This window comes from Rhizobium brockwellii, assembly GCF_000769405.2.
In the GTDB taxonomy this organism is placed as follows: Bacteria; Pseudomonadota; Alphaproteobacteria; order Rhizobiales; family Rhizobiaceae; genus Rhizobium; species Rhizobium brockwellii.
On the sequence record NZ_CP053439.1, the window covers coordinates 4,081,648 to 4,107,473 of the forward strand.

Genomic DNA, 25,826 nt, shown 5'->3' on the forward strand with positions numbered 1-25,826 from the left:
GCTGATGACACCGTCAAAACCATCGGATTCGCGCCTTGCCGCGCTCCGCGCCGCTCTCTACCGGGGCATACCCGCCTTGTTCGCCGGCTGCGCCTTCTTGGCGGCATGGGAACTCTATGTCGATCTCTCCGGCATCAAGCCGTCCATCCTGCCGGCGCCGTCGCGTATCGTCGTCCAGGGCTGGCTGAACCGCGAGGCGCTGATCGCTAACACCTGGCCGACGCTCGGCGCGACACTCGGAGGTTTCGCCCTGTCGCTTGCCTTCGCCTTCGCCGCCTCGATCCTCATGGATTTCGTGCCCTTCATGCGCCGGGCATTGCTGCCGATCTTCATCGCCAGCCAGACCCTGCCGCTGGTGGCGATCGCGCCTCTCGTCGTCCTCTGGTTCGGCTTCGGCCTGTTGCCGAAGGTCCTGCTGGTGGCGCTCGTCACCTTCTTCCCGCTGCTCGTCGCCTTGCTGCAGGGCTATGAATCGACCGACCGCGACATCGCCGAATTGCTGAATTCGATGAAGGCGAGCCGCTGGCGCATTTTCCGCCTGGCACGGCTTCCCTCCTCGCTGCCCTATTGCTTCGCCGGCCTGCGGATCTCGATCACCTATGCCGTCGTCGGCGCGATCTTTGCCGAATATGCCGGCGCCGCCCGCGGCCTCGGCATCTATATCCTCAACGCCAAGAACAATTTCCGTCCCGATCTCGTACTCGCCGCCGTCGTCGTCAGCGCCGTGCTGACACTCTGCCTCTTCGGAGCGACGCTGATGGTCCAGCGCCTCGTCATGCCCTGGCAGCCAACCGCGGAGCAGCGCCGATGAACGATGGAATGGTCGAATTGCGCAACATCTCGAAGTCCTTCGACGGTATGAAGGTGCTGGGCGATATTTCGCTCACCGTCGCAGACGGCGAGTTCGTTTCGATCGTCGGTCCCTCCGGCTCCGGAAAATCGACGGTGCTGCGACTGCTGACCCAGGCGCTTCGACCCGATTCCGGCAGCATGCTTTTCAAGGGCGTGCCGCTGGAACAGGCGCCGCATTCCTTCGCCTTCATGCCGCAACGCGATGCGCTGATGCCCTGGCGCCGGATCATCGACAATGCGGCACTCGGTCTCGAGGTGAAAGGCATGAGCCGTCGTGCGGCCCGCACCGCCGTCGCGCCGCTGTTCGAGAGCTTCGGCCTTGCCGGCTTCGAACACCACTATCCCTCCGAACTATCCGGCGGCATGCGCCAGCGCGCCGCGCTGCTGCGTACCGTCGTCCAGACCCAGGACATGCTGCTGCTCGACGAACCTTTCGGCGCGCTCGACGCGCTGACGCGCACGCAGATCCAGGAATGGCTGCAGGGCATGTGGACCGAGCACCGCTGGACGGCGCTGCTGATCACCCATGATGTTCGCGAGGCCGTGTTCCTCTCCGACCGGATCTACGTGCTTTCCGCCCGTCCGGCGCGTATCATCCGTGAATTCCGCGTTCCCCTGCCCCGTCCGAGAAGCATCGCCGATCTCGGCTCGCCGGCGGCCCAGGCGATCGAAACCGAAATCCTGCAAACCCTGCTTCATCCGCTAGAACAGGATGATTTTAGGCCGGTCGGCCTAAAATCTGAATCCTGTTCTAATTTAAAGAGTTAGAGCATGATGTCGTCCGAAAACCGCTCACACTTTTCGGCATCATGCGCGAGAGACCTGAGGAGGTCACCATGCTGCTTCTCACCCGTCGCCAGACAATCTTCGCCGCCATAGCGGCAAGCCTCGCCGGCCGCACCGCCTTCGCCCAATCGGCGCCCGCAAAGGTTCGCATCGCGCTCGACTGGACGCCCAACACCAACCATATCGGCATCTATGTCGCCAAGGCGAAGGGCTTCTATGCCGATGCCGGGCTCGATGTCGAGATTCTTCCCTTCACCGATACCAGCGCCGGAACGCTGGTATCCAACGGCGTTGCCGATTTCGGCATCAGCAGCGAGATCGAGACCCTCACGCAGCGCGCCGGCGGCGGTGACGTGAAGATGGTCTACGGCGTCGTCCAGACGGAAACCGCACGCCTGATCTTCAAGGACGGACGCGACGACATCAAGAGCCCGAAAGACCTCGACGGCAAGACCTATGGCGGCTTTGGCGGCACCTGGGAGAGCGCACTGATCTCCGCGATGATCCGCAATGACGGCGGCAAAGGCGACGTCAAGACCGTCACCCTCGGCACCTCGGCTTACGAGGCGCTGGACAATGGCTCGATCGATTTCACGCTGGAGATCTACACCTGGGAAGGCATCGCCGCCGAACTGGAAAACCGGAAGATCGGCCGCTTCCACTATTCCGATTACGGCATTCCCGACGAGCAGACGACGGTCATCGTTTCCAGCGACGCCTATCTCGCCGCAAGTCGGGACCACGCCCGCGCCTTCATCCAGGCGACACGAAAGGGTTATAGCTACTCCGTCGACCATCCCGACGAAGCCTGCGACCTGCTGATCTCTGGAAGCAACGGCGCACTGATGAATACGGAACTGGTAAAGGCTTCTCAGAAGGCATTGATCGAGGGGCACTTCCTGAAATCCGAGGCCGGCGTAATCGGTGCGCTCGACCCGGCAAAGGCCGAGGCCCTCGGCGGCTTCCTGATGGAGAATGGCATTCTGGTCGATGCGAATGGCGCCGCACTGAAGGAGAAGCCGGACTTTTCCACCTATTATACCAACGAACTTCTCGACTGAGCCGACCCGCTGCCTTGCCCGTCGCGGCTTTCAGCTGCAAAATCCGAGATACTGATTCAGATCTTGGGCCGATCCGGCCTAAGATCCGAATCAGTATCTAAATCAAAGAAGTGGAGCATGATGTCGTCCGAAAACCGCTCACACTTTTCGGCATCATGCTCTGGGCACGGTGGGGAGGCAGGATGCGACAACAGGAGAGACTGGCCGGAGCGGACTTTCTGCGCGCGACGGCCTGTCTGCTGGTGCTCGCCCACCACTTCGCGCTGCGGCTGGATATGCGCAGAATCCCTGACGAACTCGGACCGACCGCACATATTCTCCGCTTCGGCAATTTCGGCGTCGCCATCTTCTTCGTGCTTAGCGGCTTTCTTCTTGCCCATCCCTTCTGGCGCGCGCTCGACGCCGGCGCCGACATGCCGAGCCTCCGCCATTACGCGATCCGCAGGACGGTGCGCATCGCTCCGGGCTTCTGGTTCGCCGCCACCATCGGCTTCGCTCTCAGCCTGACGCTGCTTGACCTGCCGCTGACACCGGAGCTTGTGCTCCGCTACGTCTCCGGGCTGCTATTCATGAGCCAGTGGCATTGGCGCACCTTGTTTCCTGTCGAAGCCGACGGACCGCTCTGGTCCATTGCCTTCGAGGTCACCAGCTACGTGCTCCTGCCGATCTGCTTTCTCCTGCTGTTTCGTTTGCCCGTGCTGAGGCGGCGCCCGTTGCCTGCCCGCTTCGGCTGGCTTTGCGTCATGACAGCTGTGCTTCTCGCCCATGTGCTGATCCTGACCTTCTTTCCGCTCGACGACATCGGACGCGGCTGGCAGTACGGCCTGCAGGGTGGCGCGAAGGAGTGGATGCCGAGATATAATCCGATCGGCTTCTTCGCCGTCTTCGCGCTCGGCGCACTCTCCGCCGGCGTCGAGGTCATGCTCCCCGCAAAGCGCTCCTCCTGGTTCGATGCCGCAGCGGCCCTGGCCATCGCCGTTGCCGGCTACCGCCTCGTCATATCGCCCGGCGGCTCCGACGCGGGTTACGGCTGGCTCGAAATCCCCTATGGTTTTCCCGTCTTTCCGCTGGCGGCCGCAACGGCGCTCGTTTCGCTCAGCCATTCGCAACGCCTTGGCAGGCTGTTCGACAACGCTGCTGTCCGCTACATCGCAAAGATCTCCTTCGGCATCTATATCTGGCAGGAGATCATCTTGATATTGATCCAGAGGCTCGACCCGGGTTCGTTTGGCTTTTCCTCGGAAAATGTCGTCACCGGCTGGCTGCAATCTTGCGGGCTGGCGGCGGCGCTCATCCTTCTGGTCGCGAGCCTCAGCTACTTCCTGCTGGAAAAGCCGGCGATCGATTTCGGCAACCGGCTGACATCTCGCCAACCCAATCGGGCTACTCCTTTCAAAGTATAAATTTCCCGTAAGCGCAACTACAGGCGTTAAGGTTAACGCGAAATACTCCCATTTTTGGCGTCTTTAGGGTTATCAAATTCCTATTTATCCCGATGACAAACGATACGTGACCATGTATCTGTCTCACTGTTGTTCAGTACCGCATCTAAACTTGTGGACCTTGCGTAATGAATGCTTTTACTTCGAAGACGAATTCACGCTTCGATCCGTCTCAGCGTCAGGACAAAACCAAGACCCTGGTTATAGCGAACTCCAACATTCGCCAGCCGGACAGCTTTTCCCCTGTAGAAAGAAAAATGGTGTTGCGGCTGGCCATGAAGCGGTTGATCGACATCGTCGCCTCAGTCAGCGCCCTCCTCGTGCTGGCGCCGCTTTTTCTGGCAATCGCTCTTTTCATCAAACTCGACGATGGCGGTCCGGTGTTTTTCCGCCAGATCCGCTGGGGGCTGAACGGCCGGAAGATTACGGTCTTCAAGTTCCGGTCGATGCGCGCCGAAGCTTGTGATCCGAGCGGCGTTCAACAGACCGTCAAGGGCGACAGCCGGGTGACAGGCATCGGCGCGGTGCTCCGCAAGACCAATATTGACGAGCTGCCGCAGCTTTTCAACGTCCTCAGGGGCGAGATGTCGCTGGTCGGCCCGCGCTGTCACGCCATCAACATGCGGGCAGCCGGCAAGCTCTACGAAGAACTCGTGCCGGACTACCATCAACGCCACATCATGCGCCCCGGCATTACCGGTCTTGCGCAGACACGCGGTTGGCGGGGGCCGACGGCGCGATCGCTGCAAGCCCGCGCCCGCATCGCCTGCGATATCCATTATGTCAGGAATTTCAGCCTGCTGCTCGACCTGAAGATACTGCTCAGGACGGTGGTCATGGAGCTGCGCGGCGGCACGGGCTTCTGAGATGACCCGGCATCACTGCCGGAGGTAGGCGGTCCTACAGCGCCACGCGTCTTTTCAGACGCGCAAAGATCGCATTCGCACTTCGAATTGCTGCTGCCGCTTCTTCATTTCAGCTCATCCGACAGCCGGTCTTTCCGTATACCGACAGATGAAACAAAAAAGCGGCCATCGCGGCCGCTTTTCAATGGTCGTACCGATTGCAATCAATCCTGTTGAACGACGCCGCGCAGATGCGTCAGTTCCATGATAAAGTGCTCGAGCTTCGACTTGTGCTCGTGCAGCTCGGCATGTTCGAGTTCCTGGCGGGCGGCCTCGATACGACGGGTCAGCTCGTCCTTGTTGAGCTCCTCGACCGGAACCGCGGATTCGGCGAGCAATGTGCAGCCGGTCGGCAGGATATCGGCAAAACCGCCGAACACCACGTAGTCCTGCTTCTTGCCGGAGGCCGAACGTACGCTCACGACACCCGGCTTGATCGTCGTCATCGTCGGCGCATGGTTTGCCATGACCGTCATCTCGCCTTCAGTCGCGGGGATGACGACCTCGGTCACCATCTCCGACAGCAGCAGACGCTCCGGCGAAACGAGCTCAAAGTTGAAATTGTCAGCCATCAGTGACTTACCTTCTCGGCTATGGCGTTCGCATCTTGCAATTTAGTCCCGCAGAACGGGCAGTGCATTATCGCTTGGTCGAGATAACCGAGGCCTTCCTCGCTCTGGACCAGCCCCACCACCATCATCAGCACGCTATTATCGGCGCGATAGACGGTCGGCGCTGCTGGTTCCGGAAGATCCTCCACGACCCCTTTCAGGGAGTTGCAGCAGAATATCTCGTCTAGCGCATCGCTCATTAAGCAGCTGCGAGCTTCTTGGCCTTTTCGACCGCTTCTTCCATCGAGCCGACCATGTAGAAGGCAGCTTCCGGCAGATGATCGTATTCGCCGTTGACGAGGCCCTTGAAGCCCTTGATCGTGTCTTCGAGAGCAACCAGCTTGCCCGGCGAGCCGGTGAAGACTTCGGCAACGAAGAACGGCTGCGACAGGAAACGCTCGATCTTGCGGGCGCGGGCAACAGCAATCTTGTCCTCTTCGGACAGTTCGTCCATGCCAAGGATCGCGATGATGTCCTGCAGAGCCTTGTAGCGCTGCAGCGTCGACTGGACCTTACGGGCGACGTCGTAATGTTCTTCGCCGACGACCATCGGGTCGAGCATGCGCGACGTGGAGTCGAGCGGATCGACCGCCGGGTAGATGCCCTTTTCAGCAATCGAGCGCGACAGAACCGTCGTTGCGTCAAGGTGAGCAAACGAGGTTGCCGGTGCCGGGTCGGTCAAGTCGTCGGCCGGAACGTAGATAGCCTGAACCGAGGTGATCGAGCCGGTCGTCGTCGTGGTGATGCGCTCCTGCATCTGACCCATGTCCGTTGCCAGCGTCGGCTGATAACCGACGGCCGACGGGATGCGGCCGAGCAGAGCCGACACTTCGGAACCTGCCTGCGTGAAGCGGAAGATGTTGTCGACGAAGAACAGAACGTCCTGGCCCTGGTCGCGGAAGTGTTCGGCGACCGTCAGGCCGGTCAGGGCGACGCGGGCGCGGGCGCCCGGCGGCTCGTTCATCTGACCGTAAACCAGCGCAGCCTTCGAGCCTTCGCCGCCGCCATGCTTGTTGACGTTCGATTCGATCATTTCGTGGTAGAGGTCGTTGCCTTCGCGGGTACGTTCACCGACGCCTGCGAAAACCGAGTAACCACCATGCGCCTTGGCGACGTTGTTGATCAGTTCCATGATCAGAACGGTCTTGCCGACGCCGGCGCCGCCAAAGAGGCCGATCTTGCCGCCGCGTGCATAGGGAGCCAGAAGATCGACGACCTTGATGCCGGTCACCAGAATCTGCGATTCCGTCGACTGTTCGACATAGGACGGCGCCTCCTGATGGATGGAGCGCTTGTGAGCGGTGACCAGCGGACCGGCTTCGTCGACCGGCTCACCGATCACGTTCATGATGCGGCCGAGCGTCTCGTTGCCGACCGGAACCATGATCGGAGCGCCGGTATCGGCGACTTCCTGGCCGCGAACGAGACCTTCGCTCGAGTCCATCGCGATCGTACGGACGACGTTTTCGCCAAGGTGCTGCGCAACTTCGAGAACCAGGCGGTTGCCGTTGTTGCTGGTTTCCAGCGCGTTCAGGATCTTCGGCAGTTCGCCTTCGAAAGCAACGTCGACGACGGCGCCGATAACCTGGGTGACTCTGCCGACAGAGCCGATCTTGGGGGTAGCTGCCTCAGCCATTTTCTGACCCTCTTTTCCTAGCCTCAGAGCGCTTCCGCGCCCGAAATGATTTCAATGAGTTCCTTGGTGATCTGCGCCTGACGCTGGCGGTTGTAGCTCAGCGTCAGCTTGTTGATCATCTCACCGGCATTACGCGTCGCATTGTCCATAGCGCTCATCTTGGCGCCCATCTCCCCTGCGACGTTCTCAAGGAGCGCGCGGAAGATCTGAACGGAGATGTTGCGCGGGATCAGATCTTCGAGGATCGATGCCGGATCCGGCTCGTATTCGTAGACGGCGCCTGCATGCGCGGCATCTTCGGCCTGCACGGCTCCCGTTGAAGCCGGGATAAGCTGCTGAGCCGTCGGAATCTGGCTGATCACCGACTTGAACTCGGAATAGAACAGCGTGCAGACGTCGAACTCGCCGGCAGCATACATCTCGATGATGCGCTTGCCGATCTGGTCCGCATTCTCGAAGCCGACGCGCTTGACGTCGCGCAATTCCTTGCGCTCGATGATCAGCGAGGCAAATTCGCGGCGAAGGATGTCGTGCCCCTTCTTGCCGACGGTGAAGATCTTCACCGTCTTGCCTTCGGCAAGCAGCTTGCGGACATGTTCGCGTGCAAAGCGTGCGATCTGCGAGTTGAAACCGCCGCAAAGACCACGTTCGGCCGTGCAGACCACCAGCAGATGAACCTTGTCCTGACCGGTGCCGGTCATCAGCGTCGGTGCACCGTCGGCATCGGTGACGGCCTTGGCGATGTTCGCCAAAACCACACCCATGCGCTGCGAATAAGGCCGGGCGGCCTCGGCCGCCTCCTGCGCACGCCGAAGCTTCGCCGCGGCGACCATTTTCATCGCCTTGGTGATCTTCTGCGTCGCCTTGACGGAGGCGATCCGGTTTTTCAGATCCTTAAGTGAAGGCATCCGTGATCCGTCCTAACTTAGGGCCCGATTACGAGAAAGACTTTGCGAAGCTATCGAGAGCAGCGTTGAGCTTGCCCTTGGTATCGTCGCTGATTGCCTTTTCCGTGCGGATCGCGTCGAGGATGGCGGAGCCTTCCGAACGCAGATATGAGAGGAAGCCCTGCTCGAACTTGCCGACCGAAGCGACCGGCAGTTTGTCGAGATAGCCGTTGACGCCTGCAAAGATCACGGCGACCTGCTCTTCCGTCTTCAGCGGCGAGAACTGCGGCTGCTTGAGGAGTTCGGTCAGGCGTGCACCACGGTTCAGCAGGCGCTGCGTCGCAGCGTCAAGGTCCGAACCGAACTGAGCGAAGGCGGCCATTTCGCGATACTGGGCAAGTTCGCCCTTGATCGAGCCGGCAACCTGCTTCATCGCCTTGATCTGTGCCGACGAGCCGACGCGGGAAACCGACAGACCGACGTTCACGGCCGGGCGGATACCCTGGTAGAACAGATCGGTTTCAAGGAAGATCTGGCCGTCGGTGATCGAGATCACGTTGGTCGGAATGAAGGCCGACACGTCGTTGCCCTGCGTTTCGATGACCGGCAGAGCGGTCAGCGAACCGGCGCCCTTGTCGTCGTTCATCTTCGCAGCGCGCTCGAGCAGGCGCGAGTGCAGATAGAAAACGTCGCCCGGATAGGCTTCGCGACCCGGCGGGCGGCGCAGTAGCAGCGACATCTGGCGGTAGGACACGGCCTGCTTGGACAAGTCGTCGTAGCCGATGAGCGCATGCATGCCGTTGTCACGGAAATATTCGCCCATGGCGCAGCCGGCAAACGGTGCCAGGAACTGCATCGGCGCCGGATCGGAAGCGGTGGCGGCAACGATGATCGAATACTTCAGCGCGCCGCGCTCTTCGAGCACCTTGACGAACTGGGCAACGGTCGAACGCTTCTGGCCGACGGCGACGTAGACGCAGTAAAGCTTTTCGCCTTCCGGACCGTTGTCGTGAATGGCCTTCTGGTTGAGGAAGGCATCGAGAAGGATCGCGGTCTTGCCGGTCTGGCGGTCACCGATGACCAGCTCGCGCTGGCCGCGGCCGACCGGGATCAGCGCGTCGATGGCCTTGAGGCCGGTCGACATCGGCTCATGAACCGACTTGCGCGGAATAATGCCCGGAGCCTTGACGTCGACGCGCGAACGGCGCGTCGCGTTGATCGGGCCCTTGCCGTCGATCGGATTGCCGAGCGCGTCGACGACGCGGCCGAGCAGTTCCGGACCAACAGGAACGTCAACGATGGCGCCGGTCCGCTTGACGGTGTCGCCTTCCTTGATATCGCGGTCGGAGCCGAAGATGACGACGCCGACATTGTCGGATTCGAGGTTCAGAGCCATGCCGCGGATGCCGCCCGGGAACTCGACCATTTCACCGGCCTGGACATTGTCCAGACCGTAGACACGAGCGATACCGTCACCGACGGAGAGAACCTGGCCGACTTCCGAGACTTCTGCCTCTTTGCCGAAATTTTTAATCTGGTCTTTGAGAATTGCGGAAATTTCCGCGGCGCGGATATCCATCAGCCAACCTCTTTCAATGCGAGCTTAAGGGTAGAGAGTTTGGTACGAAGAGACGTATCAATCTGACGGGACCCGACCTTCACGATCAGACCACCAAGAATTGACGGATCAACCGTGACGGCAATCGTCACGTCTTTGCCGGTAACGCTCTTGAGTGCCACCTTCAATTCGGTTTCCTGCGCTTGCGAAAGCGCATGCGCCGAGGTGACCTCGGCGGAGATTTCACCGCGATGGTTCGCGGCGATGATGCGGAAGGCCTTGATCATGCCCGGCAGGGCGAACAGGCGGCGGTTGCGCGCCACGACCTTCAGGAAATTGGCGAAGAAGCCGCTGATGCCGGCCTTCTCGCTGATGGCGACGATCGCCTTCAGCTGGTCTTCAGCGGAAAAAACCGGGCTTGCGACGAAGCGCTTCAGATCGGCGCTCTCATCCAGCATAGCCTGGAAATGGTCAAGATCGGCGGTGACGCTGTCGACGGCGCCCTGCTCGAGCGCCAGTTCGAAAAGCGACGAGGCATAGCGTTCGGCAACACCAGAAGTAAGCTGGGACGTGTCTGCCACTGGCACAAATTTCCCTGATTTCAACCCAAAATCCGGCTCTCGGCGGGCGCCGAACCTATGATCTTGAATTCGTTTTGATTTCCCCCAGAAATCACAAGAGAAGCCTCTTGCTTCTTCCGAAATTCGGGGTCCGTCTAACATAGGATGTTCGGACTCGCAACACGCGTAATGCCCGAATACGCCTTTCACATGAATTTCTGTCGGCAAAATCGCGCAATGGCCTGAAAGCAGGCCGAGGAAGCCGCCTGACGGCAGCGAGAGTCACGTCTGGATGAAGCCAAAAACGTAGAGCAGCGGTAGCGCGGCCAAAGCGATCTGCACAACCAGGAGTAAATAGTTGACGAGATTACTCCCCTTATCGGACAGAATCGAGACGATCCGGGCAAAGGCCGCCATCGCGAAGGAGGCGCCGAGCGCCATATAGATCGTGGTCTGGGCGAGCATGATCGCCGACAGCCCGAAGCCGAGATAGAAACCGCCCATCGAGCGCCCCTCGCCGAAGCCTTCCGGCCGCCCCTCCTGCGCCTGCAAACCGAGAAGACGGAAAGTATGGCCCGGCGCAAACATCATGATGAAGCCGGCTAGCGCCGTGAAAGCGGCAGAGCAAAAAGCAAGCTGCTCGCCAAGCTCGGTCGGAAAGTAAAACTCCATGCGTCAGCCCCAAATCACCGGATGAATCAGTGTTTTATGGCATGGGCCGAAAAAGGAGGGAATGGCGGCGCCATTCGATTTAGAGAAAACTCTGCGGATCGATATCCAGCTGCACCTGCACCGATCCGCGCTCCTTGGGAGATTGTGAGAGCATCGCCCGCAGGAACCCCTGCATGTCCGAGTTCCGCCGGCCGTGCACCAAAAGACGGAAGCGGTGGCGGCCGCGCACCAGCGCAAGCGGCGCTTCGGCCGGACCGAGCACCGAGATGCCCGACACCTGCGGTGCGGCGTTGCGCATGCCGCGCGCATGGTTTTCGGCGTCTTGGCGGGTTTCGGCCGAAACGATGATCGAGGCGAGCCTGCCGAAGGGCGGCAATAGGGCGCGTTCGCGTTCGGTGATCTCGCGCTCGTAGAAAGCATCGGAATCGCCGGAAACGATCGCCTGCATGACAGGATGCTGCGGCTGGTAGGTCTGCAGCAACCCATGGCTCTTGAGGCCGGTGCGCCCGGCCCGGCCCGTCACCTGCGACAGGAGCTGGAAGGTACGCTCGGCCGCGCGCGGGTCGCCATTGGCAAGGCCGAGATCGGCATCGACGATGCCGACCAGCGTCATCAGCGGAAAATTGTGCCCCTTGGCGACAAGCTGCGTGCCGATGACGATATCGGCCTCGCCCTTGGCGATCGCTTCCAGCTCCAGCCGTAGCCGCTTCACCCCGCCCATGATATCCGAAGAGAGAACGATCGTCCGCGCCTCCGGGAAATGCCGTTCCACCTCTTCGGCGATGCGCTCGACGCCTGGCCCGCAGGCGACGAGATGATCGAGCGTGCCGCATTCCGGGCAGGCCTCCGGCGTGCGCTCGGCATGGCCGCATTGATGGCATTGCAACTGCTTGCGGAAACGATGCTCCACCAGCCAGCTCGAACATTGCGGGCATTGGAACCGGTGGCCGCAGACCCGGCAGAGCGTCAGCGGCGCATAACCGCGCCGGTTGAGAAAGAGCAGCGCCTGTTCGCGCTTTTCCACCGTCTTGCCGATCGCCCGGATCAGCACCGGCGACAGGAAGCCGCCCCGCTCCGGCGCGTGCCTACGCATATCGACCAGATGCAGGTCCGGCATCGCCGCATCACCGAAACGCGTCGGCAGGTGGACGGTGCTGTAGCGCCCGCTCTGGCCGTTGACCTGGCTTTCCACCGACGGCGTCGCCGACACCAGAATGACCGGAAAATCACCGATGCGGCCGCGCACGACCGCCATGTCGCGAGCATTGTAAAAGACCCGATCCTCCTGCTTGTAGGCGGGATCGTGTTCCTCGTCGACGATGATCAGGCCGAGATCCTCGAAGGGCAGGAAGAGCGCCGAGCGGGCGCCAGCCACCACCCTGACTTCACCGGTCACCGCCTGGCGCCAGACCTTTTCGCGCATGCGCGGCGCAAGATCGGAATGCCATTCGGCCGGCTTTGCCCCGAAGCGGTCCTGGAAGCGCTCCATGAAACTGGCCGTCAGGGCGATCTCCGGCAGCAGGATCAGCACCTGCTTGCCACGTTTCAGTGTCTCGGCAATCGCCTCGAAATAGACCTCGGTCTTGCCGGAGCCGGTCACCCCGTCGATCAGTGACACCGAAAATTCGCCCTTGCGGACATCGGCAACGATCTCTTCGGCCGCTTGCCTCTGCGGCCCTTCGAGACGTGCGGCGGCAAAATCCGGATCGGGCATCGCAACGACCGGCGGCGGCGGCAGGAATATCGCCTCAAAAATGCCGAGCGTGATCAGCCCGTCGACGACACTCGTCGAGACACCCGCTGCATGCGCAAGGCCGCTGCGTGTCCAGGAAAAGCCGTCGGAGGCGGTATCGAGCACCCGGGCGCGCGCCGGCGTCATCCGTTCCGGTTCGCCGCCGACGAGCTTCAACCCCTCCACCATCGGTTCCGGCTCGAAGGCGTTCGGCGCTCGCAGCGCCATGCGGGCGACGAGGCCGGGCGGCGAGACCGTATAGGTCGCCACCCAATCGATGAAATCCCGCATCTCCCTGGCAAGCGGCGGGCAGTCGAAGACATGGCTGATCGGCCGAAGCTTCTTCGGATCGACGCCGTCCTCGCCGCCGTCCCAGACGACGCCGATCACCTGCCGCGGACCGAGCGGCACCTGCACGACCGAGCCGGGCTCGACCGCCATGCCATCCGGCACCGAATAGGAATAGGGTTTCGGCGCCGGCATCGGCACCAGCACGGGAACCGTTCGGTTCGCGGGCGGTGCCTCGAAAAGCGCGCCAAAGAGATCGGACGAATCTGTGCTCATCGCGCGAGACCATGCCCGCAAATCGATGGAATTGGAACCGCAAAGACGGAGCGACGCGTTCGGGTCGTCGCGACCGATTTAAACAGTGAAGCTCAGAAGTTGCGCTTCACCTGGCAAGGCGATCGCTACTGCCGGAAGTGGCTTCATTTGTCTCGGCGTTGCGCTGCCGCAGACGGAGGATCGCCGATGCCTCGCGAGGATTGGGCGGCAGGACAGCGTTCTTCAACGCGATCGAATAGGCGTGCTTCGGATGTTCGAGCACATCCCTGGCATCGCCGCTCTCCACCACCACGCCCTTGCGCATGATCACCACGCGGTCGGAAATGTAATAGGCGGTCGCAAGATCATGGGTGATGTAGACGATCGAAACGTTGAGCGCATCACGCAGATCGCGGAAGAGATTGACGATCGACATGCGAAGCGATGCGTCGACCATCGAGACCGGCTCGTCCGCCACGATCAGCTTCGGCTCGGGTATCAGCGCACGGGCGACGGCGATGCGCTGCAATTGGCCGCCTGAAAGCTCGTGCGAGAAGCGGCCCTTTATCTCCGCCATCGACAGGCCGACGCGTTGGAGGGCAACGTCGGCAAGCACCTCTTTCTCGGCGCGGCTCTTCGCGCCCTTGAAGCGATGAGCGGTGGCAAGCAGATACTCGTCGATCCGGGTCAGCGGATTGAAGGCCTCGAACGGATTTTGGAAGACCGGCTGGACCTTCGCCATGAAAGCCTCGCGATCCCTGCGGGAACGCACCGCCTTCACATCCGTGCCGTCGAAATGAATGCTGCCCCGATCGGCCTTTTCGCTGCCGAGGATCATCTTCGCCAGCGTCGATTTTCCGGAGCCGGATTCGCCGACGATCGTGAATATCTCGGGCTTATCGGCGCTGAGCGCGAAGCTGACATCGTCGACCGCCTTCATCTTTTCACGCGAGAAGAAACCGCCGATCGGAAAGAGCTTGGTCACATGGTCGAGTTCGAGGAGATTGCTGCTCATTGGATCTGGTACTCCCCGGCACGGAAGCACGCGACCCGCCCGCCCGTGGCGCTCGGCAGCATGGCCGGCACTTCACGTGCGCATTTGTCGATCGCGATCGGGCAGCGTGGATGGAAGCGGCATCCCGAAGGCGGATCCGAAAGTGCCGGCGGCTTGCCCTTGAGGCTTTTCCGCGTCGAGACATCGCCGATGCGCGGCAGGCTGCCGATCAGGTGGACGGTGTAGGGATGCTGGGGATTGTCGAAGATCGCCTGCGTCGGCCCCTCCTCCGCCAGCCGTCCCGCATACATGATGGCCAGCCGGTCGGTGATGGCGGCATGCACCGACATGTCGTGGGTCACGAAGATGACTGAGGACTGCAGGCGGGTCTGCACTTCCTTGATCAGCGCCAGCACGTCCTGCTGGACGAGCACGTCGAGCGCCGTCGTCGGCTCGTCGGCGATGATGAATTCCGGCTCGCAGACGGTGGCAAGGGCGATTGTCAGACGCTGGCGCATGCCGCCCGAAAGCTGGTGCGGGAAGGCTTCGAGCACATGCGGATCGAGATGCAGCCTGGCAAGATGCGCCTCGACGCGCGCCCGGAAGGCGGCGGGATCGAGGTTCATATGGCGGGAGGCGAAATCGGTGAAGGCGTGTTTGACCCTTCTGACCGGGTTCAGCACGTTCATCGAGCCCTGCATGATGTAGGAAAGGTGACGCCAGCGTGCCGCCTTCATCTTCGCCGGTTCGCCATAGACGTCGATCGGCCCGTCGGCAAAATTGAATTTCACCGTCCCGCCGACGACGCGCATCGGTGGACGGATGGCGCCGGCAAGCGTCTTGATCAGCGATGTCTTGCCGCTCGAGGATTCGCCGGCAATCCCGTAGATCTCGTTCCTACGGATCGTCAGACTGATATCGTCGACCGCGCGGATCTCCCGCCGCACACCGAAATAATCGTTGACGTAGTAGCATTTCAGCCCGTCGATCGTCAGTGCGTCCATGGCGTTTTCGGCAAGGGTCAAAGGCTGCGTCCTCATCAGGTTCTGCATCTCCTCAAGCTCCCATGCGGGCGAGCCGCGAGCGCGGGTCGATATATTCGTTCACCGACATGGCGAGCATGAACAGTCCGAGGAACAGGATGACGACGAAGAGCATCGGAAAGGCGACCCACCACCATATGCCCGATACCATCGCGGAATGCGCATTGGCCCAGTAGATCATGCCGCCGATCGTCGGCCGGTTGATGTCGGAAAATCCGAGCACCGAGAGCGTTACTTCGAGACCGATTGCCCAGATCATGTTGTTCATCGTCGTGAAGAAGACGATCGGCATGACATAGGGCAGGTGTTCACGGATGAGGATCTGCGGTGTGCGCATGCCCGAGAAGACCGCGTGCCGGGTGAATTCCCGCTGACGCAGAGACAGGGCGACGGAACGGATCAGACGGCTGTCATGCGTCCATCCGAGCAGCGCTGCGGTGATCGCCAGCATGAACCACGTCATCTGGTCGCGGAGCACGAAGACCAGAAGCAGCAGGATCGGAATGTTCGGCAGGGCGCCGAGCGTATCGTTGACCGCCATGATGATCTGGTCGGTTCGGCCGCCGATATAGCCGGAGATCAGCCCGACGGCGATAGCGATGATGCGGCTGACGAAGGCGACGATGATGCCAAAGAACAGCGTATTGCGCATCGAGGCGGCGATCTGCCAGAAAACCTCCTGGCCGCGCGAGGTGGTGCCGAGCCAGAATTCGGCCGAAGGCGGCATGTCGGGCGCGACGACATAGATGGCATTCTCGTCATAGGGCGAGAAGAACGACGCCACGATCAGGGCCAGGATGATTGAGATCAGGATGGTTCCGAGCAGGAACTCCTTGTTGTAGCGCAGCAGGTCTCTGAGGACTTTGAACATCACGGATTACCCCAGTTTCACGCGTGGATCGATCAGCGGATAGATGATGTCGATCACGAAGACCGCGGCGGCAACCGCGATGATGGCGATGGTGGTGACACCGAGCACCAGGCTGTAATCGCCGGAATAAATGCCAGAGATCAGAAGCTTGCCGATCCCTGGATAATTGAAGACGAACTCGACGATGACGGCGCCGCCGAAGACATTGCCGAGACTGAGTGCCAGGCCGGTGACCTGCGGCAGCATGGCGTTGCGCGCCACATATTGCGAAAAGATGCTGCGCGAGCGCACGCCGCCAAGTTCGGCATAGACGACGTGATCGTCGGTGACGATGTTGGAAACCAGCGAGCGCATCGAGATGAACCAGCCGCCGATGCCGACGAGCACGAGGGTCAGGGCCGGCAGGATGCCGTGTTCGATCACCGATCTGATGAAGGCCCAGCTGAAGGCCGGCGCGAGATTGACCTGGGCGCCGTCGCTGATTGGCAGGATCGGCCAGATGAAACCGAATAGGATCACCAGGCTGAGACCGATGATGTAGGTCGGGATCGGCTGCAGCGCCATGATGACGATGCCGGCGACCTTCAGCAGCTTGCCGCTGCGGAAATAGCCGGCAAGCGCGCCCAGAAAATTGCCGATGATCCAGGAAATGATCGTTGCGAGCGTCAGAAGCCCAACGGTCCAGGGCAGTGCACGGCCGATAACGGTCATCACGGGGGTTGGGAAAGAGGAAAGCGACGGGCCGAAATCGCCGGTCAGGACACGGCCCCAGAAGGTGAAATACTGCTCGAGCAGCGGGCCGCCGGTGCCGTAGAGCTCGCGCAGCGATTCGCGGAGGATTTCGACGGCCTGCGGATCGGTGGAGCCGAAGCTCGTCAACAGCGACACGGTCTGCTCGATCGGATCGACCGGCGAAAAATGCGCGATCAGGAAGGCCAGCGTGATGCCGGTGAAGACCACGAAGAGAAATTGCAGAAAGCGTTTTGCCGCATAGATCAGAAAGCCGTTCATGACATCGACCTCTCAATAGCAGAACGGGAACAGCCGGCGGCCGGCTGCTCCCACGATATTGCCTCGATCAAGGCTTCGGCGCGTCCGGATTGGCCTTCAGGCCGACCACCATGTAGCGGATGTTCGACCAGTTCGGACCCGAGGCCGAATAGGGATTGTCCGCGCTCGGATAGTTGGTCCAGTAGGTCGTATCGAGCGGTGCGAACTTGTTGTAGGCCATCAGCGGGATCATCGGCATTTCCTCGACGGCAAGCTTCAGGAAGTCCTGGCCGAGTTTGGCGACATCGGGTGAATCGAATGCGATCGACCGATTGCGCTCGATGATCTGGTCGAGACGCGGATCCTGCCAGCGCTGCAGATTGCGCGGCGGCTGGATCTGCCCGACCGGCTTGATGAACTCCGAATGATAGCTGTCGAGGAAGAAGGAGAGGTCGGGATGACCGCCCCAGGTCTCGATGCTCCAGTAGATCGCCGTTTCGAAATCGCCGGTGCCGAGGCGTTGGCCATTGGTCGGGCCGGCGACATCGACCTTGGTGGCGATGCCGGCTTGCGTCCATTGCTGAGCAATCACCGTACCGGCGCGGGCAAGCGTCGGGATGGCATCGCCTTCCACCTGCAGGCGGATCGTAAAGGGCGTGCCGTCAGGCTTCACCCACTGGCGGCCGCTTTTCTTGAAGCCTGCCTTCTGCAGCAGCTCGGTTGCAGCCTGAACGTCCTTCTTCCACCAGCCGAAGCCGAATGTGCGCTGCAGCTTGGCCGGATCGGTCGGGATCTGATCGGCCCATTGACTACGCACCATATTGGCGATCTGCGTCGAGATGTTCGGATCGTAGGGTTTGATCTTGCGGGATCCGGTGTCGAGCTCGAAATTCGTCAGCCAGTCCTGCATCGGTGCGTAATAATCGTCCGGGGCAGAACCCGTCGGCGGCGTGGCAAGGGCGGCGATATTGGCCGCGCCGCGATAGGAGCCGAGCGCCACTTCGCGGATGTCGATCAGTAGAGCGAGAGCCCAGCGCACGTCTTTGTTGTCGAAGGGCGCCTTCTTCGTATTGAAGAGAACCGAAGGCAGCGTCGGGTCCGGATGCGCGAAAGGAAAGCCCTTCAGCCAGGAAGCCGTGCTTTTGCTGTCGCGCATGATCGAGAACATGCCCTCGGGCGCCATGTCGTTGATCACGTCGAGATTGTGGTTGCGCTGTTCGATGACGCGAGCTTCCGGATTGCCGGCCGCCCGATAGACGACGTATTTAACCTCGGGCGGCTGTGCCGCAGCCAGGCCGATCGACGTGCGCTGCCAGTCGTCGCGCAGTTTCCAGATCGTCCAGTTGCCGCCCTTGTCATAACTCTGCAGCTGGTAAGGCCCGAGCGAAACCGGCGGGTTGTTGTTGAAGGACAGCGGATCTGCGGCCTTCTCGAAGACGTGCTTCGGCATGATCCAGGCGGCATTCCAGCGCACCGTGAACAGCGTATGGAAGCGCGAGTTCGGCTTTTTCAGATGGAAGACGACGGTCTGTGGATCCGGATTTTCGATACTCGCGACATTGACGGTGAAGGGCGCGCTCCAGGCCATGCCGGGATGGTCGATCTGCGTCTGCACGGTATAGACCACGTCGTCGCTGGTGAATTCGACGCCGTCGCTCCAGAAGATCCCTTTGCGCAATTTCACCGTCATCTCGGTGAAATCGGCGTTGTAGCTCGGCGGTTCGCTGGCAAGCGCATTCTGCCAGGCATCCTTGCCGCCCTCGGGATTGATGAACCACAGCGTATCGGTGGTCAGCTGCTGCAGGCCGTTGAGGTTTGCCGCCGCCCCTCCGCCCGGAGCCCAGACGTTGAACCAGTCGGCATTCTGCTGCGGCGTGCCCTGGATGATCAGCGTTTCGTTGCGCGGTATGCCGGCAATGAAATCCTGCGCAAATGCCGGAAGGGCCATGAGAGACAATAAGGCAATGGCTGCATATTTACGGAACTTCATTGGATGTTCCTCCTCCTCAACTCGCCACGGCGAGCGCTTCCCGTAATCAATTGACGATAGCGTCCAGCGAACCCCTGCCTGCACGTGCCGCAGGGACACATGCACTCCTCGGCGGCGGGCGAACTCACGCCGTAGTTATCGACAATTTTTTGAGAAACGGCAACTAATAATTTTGCTGGTCATAAAAAATAGCGCATTTTCAGGCATTTTTGGCGCAGGGCAGCGATGTGCTTTTTTATATTATTGACAAAGTGAGCGTTTGGCTTAGCTTTTGCGGCGAGCGCGGCGCCCTCCCAAGAGGCCGCACTTCATCACCAGACAGGTCAGCTGCTTTCGGGAGGAGGCTTTGGCATGACCGCTCAAGAGGACACCAGGATGAGCAGCCCCTATGACGTGACAATCTCCGTTCACGCCAACCGCCCGACCGGCAAGTACGAACCCTTATGGAACTGGTTCGGATACGACGAGCCGAACTACACTTACTCCCCGCACGGCAGGAAGCTGCTCAAGGAACTGGCAGAGCTCAGCCCCGAGCCGCCCCGCATCCGCGCGCACAATCTTCTGACCAGCGGCGATGGCCTGCCTGCTCTCAAATGGGGTTCGACCAATGCCTATACCGAGGATGCGAACGGCAATCCGGTCTATGACTGGACAATCATCGACAAGATCTTCGACACCTATGTCGAAGCCGGCAACATTCCGCTGATCCAGATCGGCTTCACGCCGGAGGCGCTCTCCGATTTCGACGGTCCTTATCGCCACCAATGGGAACCGGCCGACAAATACGCAACGATCACCACCGGCTGGACGGCCCCGCCGAAAGACCTGAAGAAATGGGGCGACCTGATCGAAGCATGGGCGCGCCATCTGGCCGAAAGATATGGTGAGGACGTCGTTTCAAGCTGGCCGTGGGAAGTGTGGAACGAGCCGGACGGCCACTATTGGACCGGCACCATCCCGCAATTCTGCGAAATGTATGACGTCAGCGCCAAGGCCTTGAAGCGCGCTTTGCCGAAGGCTCGCGTCGGCGGCCCGCACACCTGCGGCGCCTTTGCCAATGAAAAGGCCCAGACCTTCCTGCGCGCCTTCCTCAGGCATGTCGTCGACAACAAGTCGCCGATCGATTTCCTCGCCTTCCACGCCAAGGGCAATCCGGTGATCTATGAGGGTCACGTGCGGATGGGCCTGCACAAGCAGCTCCGCGACATCGAGACGAACCTTGCCATCATCAACGAATTTCCGGAACTCCGGCACCTGCCCGTGGTGATCGGCGAATCTGATCCGGAAGGCTGTGCCGCCTGCTCCGCACGCGTCCATCCACAGAACGGCTATCGCAACGGCCCGCTTTACGGCGTCTATGTCGTCGAAAGCATGATCCGCACCTATGAGCTTGCAAGACGCGCCAACATCCACATCGAAGGCGCAGTCACCTGGGCCTTCCTCTTCGACGACCAGCCCTATTTCGACGGCTTCCGCGATCTTGCCACCAATGGCGTCGACAAGGCTGTTCTCAACGGCTTCCGCATGCTCGGCAAACTCGGCGGCGAATGGCTGGAATCGGAAAGCGATTATCGTCGCCATATCGAAGATATCATGAGCCATGGCGTTCGCGGCAAGCCCGATGTCAATGTCGTGGCAACCCGCGACGACAAGGGCGTTTCCATTCTCCTCTGGCATTACCACGACGATGATGAAGCCGGGCCGTCGGCCGATATCACGGTCAATCTCGACGGCTGGGGCGACAAGTCCGCCTCGCTCAGGCATTTCAGGATGGACGAGGAGCATTCCAACGCCTTCGGCGTTTGGAAAGCGATGGGCAAGCCGCAGAATCCGGTTGGCGAAGACTATGCCAGGCTAGAAGCCTCGGGAAAACTCGCCGAGATCGACGGTCAGACGTCGGTCAAGGTCGATGACGGCAAGATCGCCCTCAGGGTCTCCCTACCGCGTCAAGGCGTGTCTCTCCTGCGCCTCGATTGGTGAGCCGGTAGGCGAAGGGAGCGCAATCGAATGATTGCGCTCCCTTTCAAACGACCGGTCAATTCTCGCTGACATAGGCAAGATAACGTTTCTTGCTCGGCTGCAGATGGTCGACGCAGAGCTGGGCGAGAACCCAGTTATCCCCACCGCGCAACATCTCGATCATCAGCCGGTGGTGTTCGTGCGAGATGCGCAGCGACTCCTTGCTCGACATCGAATTGGCGCGCACCGGCAGGCTGAGCCGCATATAGAGCTCGATCGATTGCACCAGATGTCCATTGCCGCAGGCGCTAAAGAGCGTCAGGTGGAACTTGTCATTGGCCTCGTGCACACCCCTGAGATAGCCGGATTCGATGTGGCGGCCATGCTCTTCGTGCAGCGCCAGCAGTTCCTCGATCAGTGCCTCGGGCGCCGGCAGCTTTATCCAAAGTGCCGCCTGCCGTTGCAGCAACTCACGCACATCGTAGATTTCCTGAACCTGGCGGGCCGTCAGCGAGCGGACGGTCGCCCCCTTGTTGCGCTCCCGAACCACGATGCCCATCGTCTCGAGCTGCACGATCGCCTGCCGGGCGAAATGGCGCGTGACGTGAAAGCGGGCAAGGAGCGTGTCTTCCGTCAGGCGGGTTCCGGGCGCCAGCCGCCCGAAGATGATGTCCTCCTCCAGCGCGCGGGCAATACTTAGATCATCATGCTCGATGCCGTCTTCGCGGCTTTCGTTGAGCGTCTGCAATGTCATCTCCTCTGAAGCATAACCCCGAAAATCGAAGTCGATTTTCGGAAAGGGATTATGCGCCAATTTAGTGTGATAGAGCGTCCTTAGCGCGTCATGTCGGACGCGCGGCGCTCTAACGGCGAGCCATGTTACAGTGGATTGCGTTCCGGGTCGAACCGGCTCAGGCGATAGATATCCTCGACAAGAGCAAGCGTTTTGATGTTATCGCCCGGCGATGTCTCCATCGCCACCCTTCCATCGAGGCTGTCCAGGAAATGCGCAATGGTCGCATCATAGGCGCCCTGGTAGGTCTCGTCAGGATCGAAGCTCTCCTGGCGCTGCTGCGCACCCTCAGCCGAGAGCAGATTGCCGTTCAGTTCGAGCGTGCCGCGCGCCCCGAAGATGCGTAGGTGATCGAGCGGCGCCGGCGGCGCGCCATGCACGGCGAGATTGGCATTGACGGTGACGAGAACGCCATCGCTCGTCCGGCGCAGGACGACGCTTGCGACATCCTCCGCGACGATATCGCGATTGCTCCTCTCAAGCCGGGCATTGACCACCTCCATCTCGCCCAGAAGATATCTCAGCGTATCGAGATGATGGATCATGACCTCCATGACCAGCAATCGCTGCTGCGTCCGGAAGAACGGCTGGCGCATCAGCGCCGATCTCTTTCCCTCCGCATCCGCGATCATGCCGCTGGACAGGAATTCGAACTGCACCTGGCGGATCTCGCCGGCAAGCCCCTCGTCGAGCCACGCCTTCAGCCGTCGATAGTAAGCGCGGAACCGCCAGTTCTCGTGGATCATCAGCCTGCCCCTGCCGGAAAGGCTTGCCAGCAGGTCGACCGCCTCGCCGTAGGAGGGTGCGAGCGGCTTCTGGCAGATGATGTCGAGGCCCTTTGCTGCCGCCAGCCGGACCAGTTCGACATGAAACTCCCGCGGCGCGCAGATGTCGACGGCATCGAGCTGCTCGGCATCCAGCATCGCCCGCGCGCTCGCATAGCTGCGCGCGATATCGAAGGCGGCAAGCCGGGCTTCGACGGCGCTCGGCGACGGGTCGGCAATCGCCACGACCTCGGCTCTTTCCGATTGCCGCATCCATGCAGGCAGATGGTAGGCACTGACCCAGCCGGCACCGATAATGCCGATACGCCGTCGTTCCATCCCCATCATCGCGCCTCCTCTGCATCCAATTCCATTTTATCAATAATCTATCCTGCTTCTTCGCGAAAGCCAATCGGTCGATTGTCGAACGAAAGCGCGAATTTCGAGGATTCCCGTTGTATTTTATGGTGATCGCCGAAGAAATCCAAAAATACGATACAGTGACACCATCTTATTTATTGACAATCCTTCGTATCCCTCTACGCTGACACCACGGCCATGGATCAATTTGGCGAGGGAGGAACAGGTTTGTCGAACGGTCTTCGCCGCAAGCTGACGAGTTATGGCGATCAGGGATTCTCCCTTTTCCTGCGCAAAGCATTCATCAAGGCCATGGGTTATTCGGACGATGCGCTCCGCCGCCCGATCGTCGGCATCGCCAATACCTACAGTGATTTCAATCCCTGTCACGGCAATGTGCCGCAACTCATCGAGGCAACCAAGCGCGGCGTGATGCTGACGGGTGCGATGCCCATGGTGTTTCCGACGATCTCGATTCACGAGAGCTTTGCCTCGCCGACCTCGATGTATCTGCGCAATCTGATGGCGATGGAAACGGAAGAGATGATCCGCGCCCAGCCGATGGATGCCGTCGTCCTGATCGGCGGCTGCGACAAAACCCTGCCGGCCCAGATCATGGCCGCCGCGAGCAGCGAGATACCGGCGATCTTCCTGCCGACCGGGCCGATGGCCGTCGGCCACCACAAGGGCCAGCGGCTTGGCGCCTGCACGGATTGTCGCCGCTTCTGGGGACGCTTCCGCGCTGGAGAGATCGACGAGGCCGAGATCGCCGAGGTCAACAACAAGCTGGCCAGCTCGATCGGCACCTGCACGGTGATGGGCACGGCGAGCACCATGGCGAACCTGACTGAAGTCATGGGGCTCTGCCTTCCCCGCGCCGGTTCGGCGCCCGCGGTCGAATCCGAGCGTGTCCGCCTTGCCGAGGAGACGGGCCGTGTCGCGGCGCGCCTCGCCATGGATGAGGCCGCACCGACGGTGCGCGATATCCTGACGCCACAGGCAATCCGCAACGGCCTCGTCGCGCTTCAGGCGATGGGCGGCTCGACCAATGCCGTCGTTCATCTTGCCGCGATAACCGGCCGCCTCGGCCTGCGCCTCGACATGGCCGAACTCGACCGGCTGGGCCGAAGCATTCCCCTGCTCGTCGACCTGCAGCCCTCCGGCCAGCACTACATGGAGCAGTTCCACGAGGCGGGCGGCGTCCCGGCTCTGTTGAAGGCGGTGCGCCATGAAATTGACGGCAGCGCCCCGACGGTCTACGGCAGAACGATCGGCGAAATCATCGACGATGTCGTCGACGAACCGGGCCAGACCATCATCCGCACCGTCGAGAAACCGTTGAAGCCGATCGGAACGATCGCCGTCCTGTACGGCAATCTTGCGCCGCGCGGCGCCGTCATCAAACAATCGGCTGCCTCCAAGGAACTGCTCCAGCATATCGGACGCGCCGTGGTCTTCGATTCGGTCGAGGATATGACGCTGCGCATCGACAGCGACGATCTCGACGTCCATGCCGATGACGTTTTGGTTCTGCGCAATGCCGGACCAAAGGGTGCGCCCGGCATGCCGGAAGCCGGCTACCTACCCATCCCCCGCAAGCTCGCGCGGCAGGGCGTGAAGGACATGGTGCGGATTTCCGATGCCCGCATGAGCGGCACGGCCTTCGGCACCATCATCCTCCATATCGCGCCTGAAGCCGCCGATGGCGGCCCTCTGGCGATCGTCCGCACCGGCGATCGCATTCGCCTCGACGTCGAGGGCAGGCGCATCGACCTTGACATCGACCAGGCGGAATTCGATCGCCGCATGCTTGATGTCGTCAACCGGCCCTCCCCGGCCCCGGCGCGCGGCTATGCCAAGCTCTATCAGGAGCGCGTGCTCCAGGCTGACGAAGGCGCCGACTTCGACTTCCTGCAAAGCGAGGAGTTCGACGCGCGATGAGCGCCGCTGATATCGAGGCACCGCTTTGCCTGCCCCACCGGCCGCTGACGCGGCTGCCTCGGGCGGCACTGCCGCAAGGCACGGTCGATACGCATTTCCACGTCTTTCGCGCTGGCGCTCGGCTCAATACCCCACGTAGCTACACGCCTGACATTGCGACGATTTCCGACTGGATCGAATTCTCCGGCAGCCTTGGCATCGCCAGAGGCGTTTTGGTGCAGCCAAGCGTCTATGGCCTCGACAACAGGGTGCTGCTGGAGGGACTGGCCGCCTATCCAGATCGTCTGCGCGGCATCGTCGTCATCGATCCCGAAACCGCGGAGACCGAAATCGAGCGGCTCGACCGGCTCGGCGTGCGCGGCGTGCGGATCAACACGCGCAACAAGGGCGGCCTCCCGCTCGCCGCCGCCAGGACATTGGCGGAAAGCATAGCCCCTCTCGGCTGGTCGCTGCAATTGCAGATCAATCCCGAACAACTTCCCGATATCGCGGCAGCCCTGTCCGGCATTCGCCTGCCCATCGTCATCGATCATCTCGGCTTCATTCCGCTTGCCACGGAGACGAGATCACGGCATGTCGATGGGCTGAGAAGGCTGATGGACGCGGCTGATACCTATGTCAAAGTCACCGCACCCTACCGCTTGACGAAGGACATGAACGACCAAGGTTTCGCCGAAGTCGGCCGCGCCCTCGCCGCCACCCACGCAGAAAGGCTGCTCTGGGGCAGCGACTGGCCGCATACCGAATTGTGGGACGGCATGCCCGATGACTCTGAGCTGGTAGAGACCATGCAGGCCGCCATCGACGACCCCGCGGTTGCAGAAAAGATTTTTGTTCGAAATGCCGAAGCGCTGTTCTTCGGCCGCTGAATTGGAG

The 25,826-nt window shown here is 61.1% G+C and carries 23 protein-coding genes; 8 read left to right on the plus strand and 15 right to left on the minus strand.

Features of this window, described 5'->3' with window-relative positions; all coding sequences use genetic code 11:
- The first annotated feature begins 4 nt into the window (after positions 1-4).
- The 5 genes from RLCC275e_RS20035 (at position 5) to RLCC275e_RS20055 (ending at position 5,007) form a co-directional block, all read left to right on the plus strand.
- Positions 5-811, plus strand: a complete 807-nt coding sequence (locus RLCC275e_RS20035; RefSeq protein ID WP_130707876.1) for an ABC transporter permease — start codon at positions 5-7, stop codon at positions 809-811.
- Positions 808-1,620 (plus strand): ABC transporter ATP-binding protein, encoded by an 813-nt coding sequence (locus RLCC275e_RS20040; RefSeq protein WP_033179386.1) that lies wholly within the window; start codon positions 808-810, stop codon positions 1,618-1,620. The genes RLCC275e_RS20035 and RLCC275e_RS20040 overlap by 4 nt, the downstream gene beginning before the upstream one ends.
- Positions 1,621-1,688: 68 nt before the next feature.
- Positions 1,689-2,699, plus strand: a complete 1,011-nt coding sequence (locus RLCC275e_RS20045; RefSeq protein ID WP_033179387.1) for an ABC transporter substrate-binding protein — start codon at positions 1,689-1,691, stop codon at positions 2,697-2,699.
- 182 nt (positions 2,700-2,881) lie between these two features.
- On the plus strand, positions 2,882-4,102 hold the full coding sequence (locus RLCC275e_RS20050; RefSeq protein ID WP_033179388.1) for an acyltransferase family protein: 1,221 nt from the start codon (positions 2,882-2,884) through the stop codon (positions 4,100-4,102).
- A gap of 167 nt (positions 4,103-4,269) precedes the next feature.
- Positions 4,270-5,007: a sugar transferase gene (locus RLCC275e_RS20055; protein ID WP_033179389.1), complete on the plus strand. Its 738-nt coding sequence runs from the start codon at positions 4,270-4,272 to the stop codon at positions 5,005-5,007.
- A gap of 203 nt (positions 5,008-5,210) precedes the next feature.
- On the opposite strand, the gene RLCC275e_RS20060 is transcribed toward RLCC275e_RS20055, so the two are convergent.
- From RLCC275e_RS20060 to RLCC275e_RS20120, 13 genes are all read right to left on the minus strand, one after another.
- Positions 5,211-5,618, minus strand: coding sequence for a F0F1 ATP synthase subunit epsilon (locus tag RLCC275e_RS20060; RefSeq protein ID WP_033179390.1), 408 nt, complete (start codon positions 5,616-5,618; stop codon positions 5,211-5,213).
- Positions 5,618-5,857: a hypothetical protein gene (locus RLCC275e_RS20065; protein ID WP_033179391.1), complete on the minus strand. Its 240-nt coding sequence runs from the start codon at positions 5,855-5,857 to the stop codon at positions 5,618-5,620. The genes RLCC275e_RS20060 and RLCC275e_RS20065 overlap by 1 nt, the downstream gene beginning before the upstream one ends.
- Positions 5,857-7,293 carry a F0F1 ATP synthase subunit beta gene (gene atpD / locus RLCC275e_RS20070; RefSeq protein WP_012759248.1) on the minus strand — a complete coding sequence of 479 codons (1,437 nt, stop codon included), beginning with the start codon at positions 7,291-7,293 and terminating at the stop codon, positions 5,857-5,859. The genes RLCC275e_RS20065 and atpD overlap by 1 nt, the downstream gene beginning before the upstream one ends.
- A gap of 23 nt (positions 7,294-7,316) precedes the next feature.
- Positions 7,317-8,201 (minus strand): F0F1 ATP synthase subunit gamma, encoded by an 885-nt coding sequence (locus RLCC275e_RS20075; RefSeq protein ID WP_033179392.1) that lies wholly within the window; start codon positions 8,199-8,201, stop codon positions 7,317-7,319.
- 28 nt (positions 8,202-8,229) lie between these two features.
- Positions 8,230-9,759 (minus strand): F0F1 ATP synthase subunit alpha, encoded by a 1,530-nt coding sequence (gene atpA / locus RLCC275e_RS20080; RefSeq protein ID WP_012759250.1) that lies wholly within the window; start codon positions 9,757-9,759, stop codon positions 8,230-8,232.
- Positions 9,759-10,325 (minus strand): F0F1 ATP synthase subunit delta, encoded by a 567-nt coding sequence (locus tag RLCC275e_RS20085; protein WP_012759251.1) that lies wholly within the window; start codon positions 10,323-10,325, stop codon positions 9,759-9,761. Before RLCC275e_RS20085 ends, atpA begins: the two co-directional genes overlap by 1 nt.
- A gap of 255 nt (positions 10,326-10,580) precedes the next feature.
- The gene (locus RLCC275e_RS20090; protein ID WP_033179393.1) at positions 10,581-10,970 is read right to left on the minus strand and encodes an AGROH133_08824 family phage infection protein; all 390 of its coding nucleotides are present in this window, start codon (positions 10,968-10,970) and stop codon (positions 10,581-10,583) included.
- A gap of 79 nt (positions 10,971-11,049) precedes the next feature.
- The gene (locus RLCC275e_RS20095; protein WP_033179394.1) at positions 11,050-13,266 is read right to left on the minus strand and encodes a primosomal protein N'; all 2,217 of its coding nucleotides are present in this window, start codon (positions 13,264-13,266) and stop codon (positions 11,050-11,052) included.
- Between the two features lie 106 nt (positions 13,267-13,372).
- Positions 13,373-14,260, minus strand: coding sequence for an ABC transporter ATP-binding protein (locus RLCC275e_RS20100; RefSeq protein WP_033179395.1), 888 nt, complete (start codon positions 14,258-14,260; stop codon positions 13,373-13,375).
- Positions 14,257-15,291 carry an ABC transporter ATP-binding protein gene (locus RLCC275e_RS20105; protein WP_082229701.1) on the minus strand — a complete coding sequence of 345 codons (1,035 nt, stop codon included), beginning with the start codon at positions 15,289-15,291 and terminating at the stop codon, positions 14,257-14,259. The genes RLCC275e_RS20100 and RLCC275e_RS20105 overlap by 4 nt, the downstream gene beginning before the upstream one ends.
- Before the next feature lie 4 nt (positions 15,292-15,295).
- A complete protein-coding gene (locus RLCC275e_RS20110) occupies positions 15,296-16,153 on the minus strand; it encodes an ABC transporter permease (protein ID WP_017995361.1) in 858 nt (285 codons plus the stop codon).
- 6 nt (positions 16,154-16,159) lie between these two features.
- A complete protein-coding gene (locus RLCC275e_RS20115) occupies positions 16,160-17,164 on the minus strand; it encodes an ABC transporter permease (protein ID WP_033179396.1) in 1,005 nt (334 codons plus the stop codon).
- A 67-nt stretch (positions 17,165-17,231) separates the two neighbouring features.
- A complete protein-coding gene (locus tag RLCC275e_RS20120) occupies positions 17,232-19,133 on the minus strand; it encodes an ABC transporter substrate-binding protein (protein WP_130712122.1) in 1,902 nt (633 codons plus the stop codon).
- Between the two features lie 351 nt (positions 19,134-19,484).
- Between RLCC275e_RS20120 and RLCC275e_RS20125 the strand changes: the two genes are divergently transcribed.
- Positions 19,485-21,113 carry a GH39 family glycosyl hydrolase gene (locus RLCC275e_RS20125; protein WP_033179397.1) on the plus strand — a complete coding sequence of 543 codons (1,629 nt, stop codon included), beginning with the start codon at positions 19,485-19,487 and terminating at the stop codon, positions 21,111-21,113.
- Between the two features lie 55 nt (positions 21,114-21,168).
- Here RLCC275e_RS20125 and RLCC275e_RS20130 read toward each other — a convergent pair whose 3' ends face one another.
- Together RLCC275e_RS20130 and RLCC275e_RS20135 are read right to left on the minus strand one after the other, a co-directional pair.
- Complete coding sequence (locus RLCC275e_RS20130) at positions 21,169-21,840, minus strand: GntR family transcriptional regulator (protein WP_033179398.1); 672 nt, start codon at positions 21,838-21,840, stop codon at positions 21,169-21,171.
- Between the two features lie 131 nt (positions 21,841-21,971).
- Positions 21,972-22,997, minus strand: a complete 1,026-nt coding sequence (locus RLCC275e_RS20135; protein WP_033179399.1) for a Gfo/Idh/MocA family protein — start codon at positions 22,995-22,997, stop codon at positions 21,972-21,974.
- Positions 22,998-23,237: 240 nt separating this feature from the next.
- On the opposite strand from RLCC275e_RS20135, the gene RLCC275e_RS20140 reads away from it, so the two are divergent.
- Together RLCC275e_RS20140 and RLCC275e_RS20145 are read left to right on the plus strand one after the other, a co-directional pair.
- Entirely contained in the window at positions 23,238-24,950 is a 1,713-nt protein-coding gene (locus tag RLCC275e_RS20140; RefSeq protein WP_033179400.1) for an IlvD/Edd family dehydratase, read from the plus strand.
- Entirely contained in the window at positions 24,947-25,819 is an 873-nt protein-coding gene (locus RLCC275e_RS20145; protein WP_033179401.1) for an amidohydrolase family protein, read from the plus strand. Before RLCC275e_RS20140 ends, RLCC275e_RS20145 begins: the two co-directional genes overlap by 4 nt.
- Positions 25,820-25,826: the final 7 nt, after the last annotated feature.

What these genes read in the sequence shown, in the direction of transcription:
- RLCC275e_RS20065 (WP_033179391.1), bottom strand. Translation starts at nt 5,857, where the DNA reads ATGAGCGATGCGCTAGACGAGATATTCTGCTGCAACTCCCTGAAAGGG.
- atpD (WP_012759248.1), bottom strand. Translation starts at nt 7,293, where the DNA reads ATGGCTGAGGCAGCTACCCCCAAGATCGGCTCTGTCGGCAGAGTCACC.
- RLCC275e_RS20110 (WP_017995361.1), bottom strand. Translation starts at nt 16,153, where the DNA reads ATGTTCAAAGTCCTCAGAGACCTGCTGCGCTACAACAAGGAGTTCCTG.
- RLCC275e_RS20060 (WP_033179390.1), bottom strand. Translation starts at nt 5,618, where the DNA reads ATGGCTGACAATTTCAACTTTGAGCTCGTTTCGCCGGAGCGTCTGCTG.
- RLCC275e_RS20105 (WP_082229701.1), bottom strand. Translation starts at nt 15,291, where the DNA reads ATGCAGAACCTGATGAGGACGCAGCCTTTGACCCTTGCCGAAAACGCC.
- RLCC275e_RS20120 (WP_130712122.1), bottom strand. Translation starts at nt 19,133, where the DNA reads ATGAAGTTCCGTAAATATGCAGCCATTGCCTTATTGTCTCTCATGGCC.
- RLCC275e_RS20035 (WP_130707876.1), top strand. Translation starts at nt 5, where the DNA reads ATGACACCGTCAAAACCATCGGATTCGCGCCTTGCCGCGCTCCGCGCC.
- RLCC275e_RS20135 (WP_033179399.1), bottom strand. Translation starts at nt 22,997, where the DNA reads ATGATGGGGATGGAACGACGGCGTATCGGCATTATCGGTGCCGGCTGG.
- RLCC275e_RS20050 (WP_033179388.1), top strand. Translation starts at nt 2,882, where the DNA reads ATGCGACAACAGGAGAGACTGGCCGGAGCGGACTTTCTGCGCGCGACG.
- RLCC275e_RS20040 (WP_033179386.1), top strand. Translation starts at nt 808, where the DNA reads ATGAACGATGGAATGGTCGAATTGCGCAACATCTCGAAGTCCTTCGAC.
- RLCC275e_RS20125 (WP_033179397.1), top strand. Translation starts at nt 19,485, where the DNA reads ATGACCGCTCAAGAGGACACCAGGATGAGCAGCCCCTATGACGTGACA.
- atpA (WP_012759250.1), bottom strand. Translation starts at nt 9,759, where the DNA reads ATGGATATCCGCGCCGCGGAAATTTCCGCAATTCTCAAAGACCAGATT.
- RLCC275e_RS20115 (WP_033179396.1), bottom strand. Translation starts at nt 17,164, where the DNA reads ATGAACGGCTTTCTGATCTATGCGGCAAAACGCTTTCTGCAATTTCTC.
- RLCC275e_RS20095 (WP_033179394.1), bottom strand. Translation starts at nt 13,266, where the DNA reads ATGAGCACAGATTCGTCCGATCTCTTTGGCGCGCTTTTCGAGGCACCG.
- RLCC275e_RS20055 (WP_033179389.1), top strand. Translation starts at nt 4,270, where the DNA reads ATGAATGCTTTTACTTCGAAGACGAATTCACGCTTCGATCCGTCTCAG.
- RLCC275e_RS20045 (WP_033179387.1), top strand. Translation starts at nt 1,689, where the DNA reads ATGCTGCTTCTCACCCGTCGCCAGACAATCTTCGCCGCCATAGCGGCA.
- RLCC275e_RS20100 (WP_033179395.1), bottom strand. Translation starts at nt 14,260, where the DNA reads ATGAGCAGCAATCTCCTCGAACTCGACCATGTGACCAAGCTCTTTCCG.
- RLCC275e_RS20145 (WP_033179401.1), top strand. Translation starts at nt 24,947, where the DNA reads ATGAGCGCCGCTGATATCGAGGCACCGCTTTGCCTGCCCCACCGGCCG.
- RLCC275e_RS20075 (WP_033179392.1), bottom strand. Translation starts at nt 8,201, where the DNA reads ATGCCTTCACTTAAGGATCTGAAAAACCGGATCGCCTCCGTCAAGGCG.
- RLCC275e_RS20090 (WP_033179393.1), bottom strand. Translation starts at nt 10,970, where the DNA reads ATGGAGTTTTACTTTCCGACCGAGCTTGGCGAGCAGCTTGCTTTTTGC.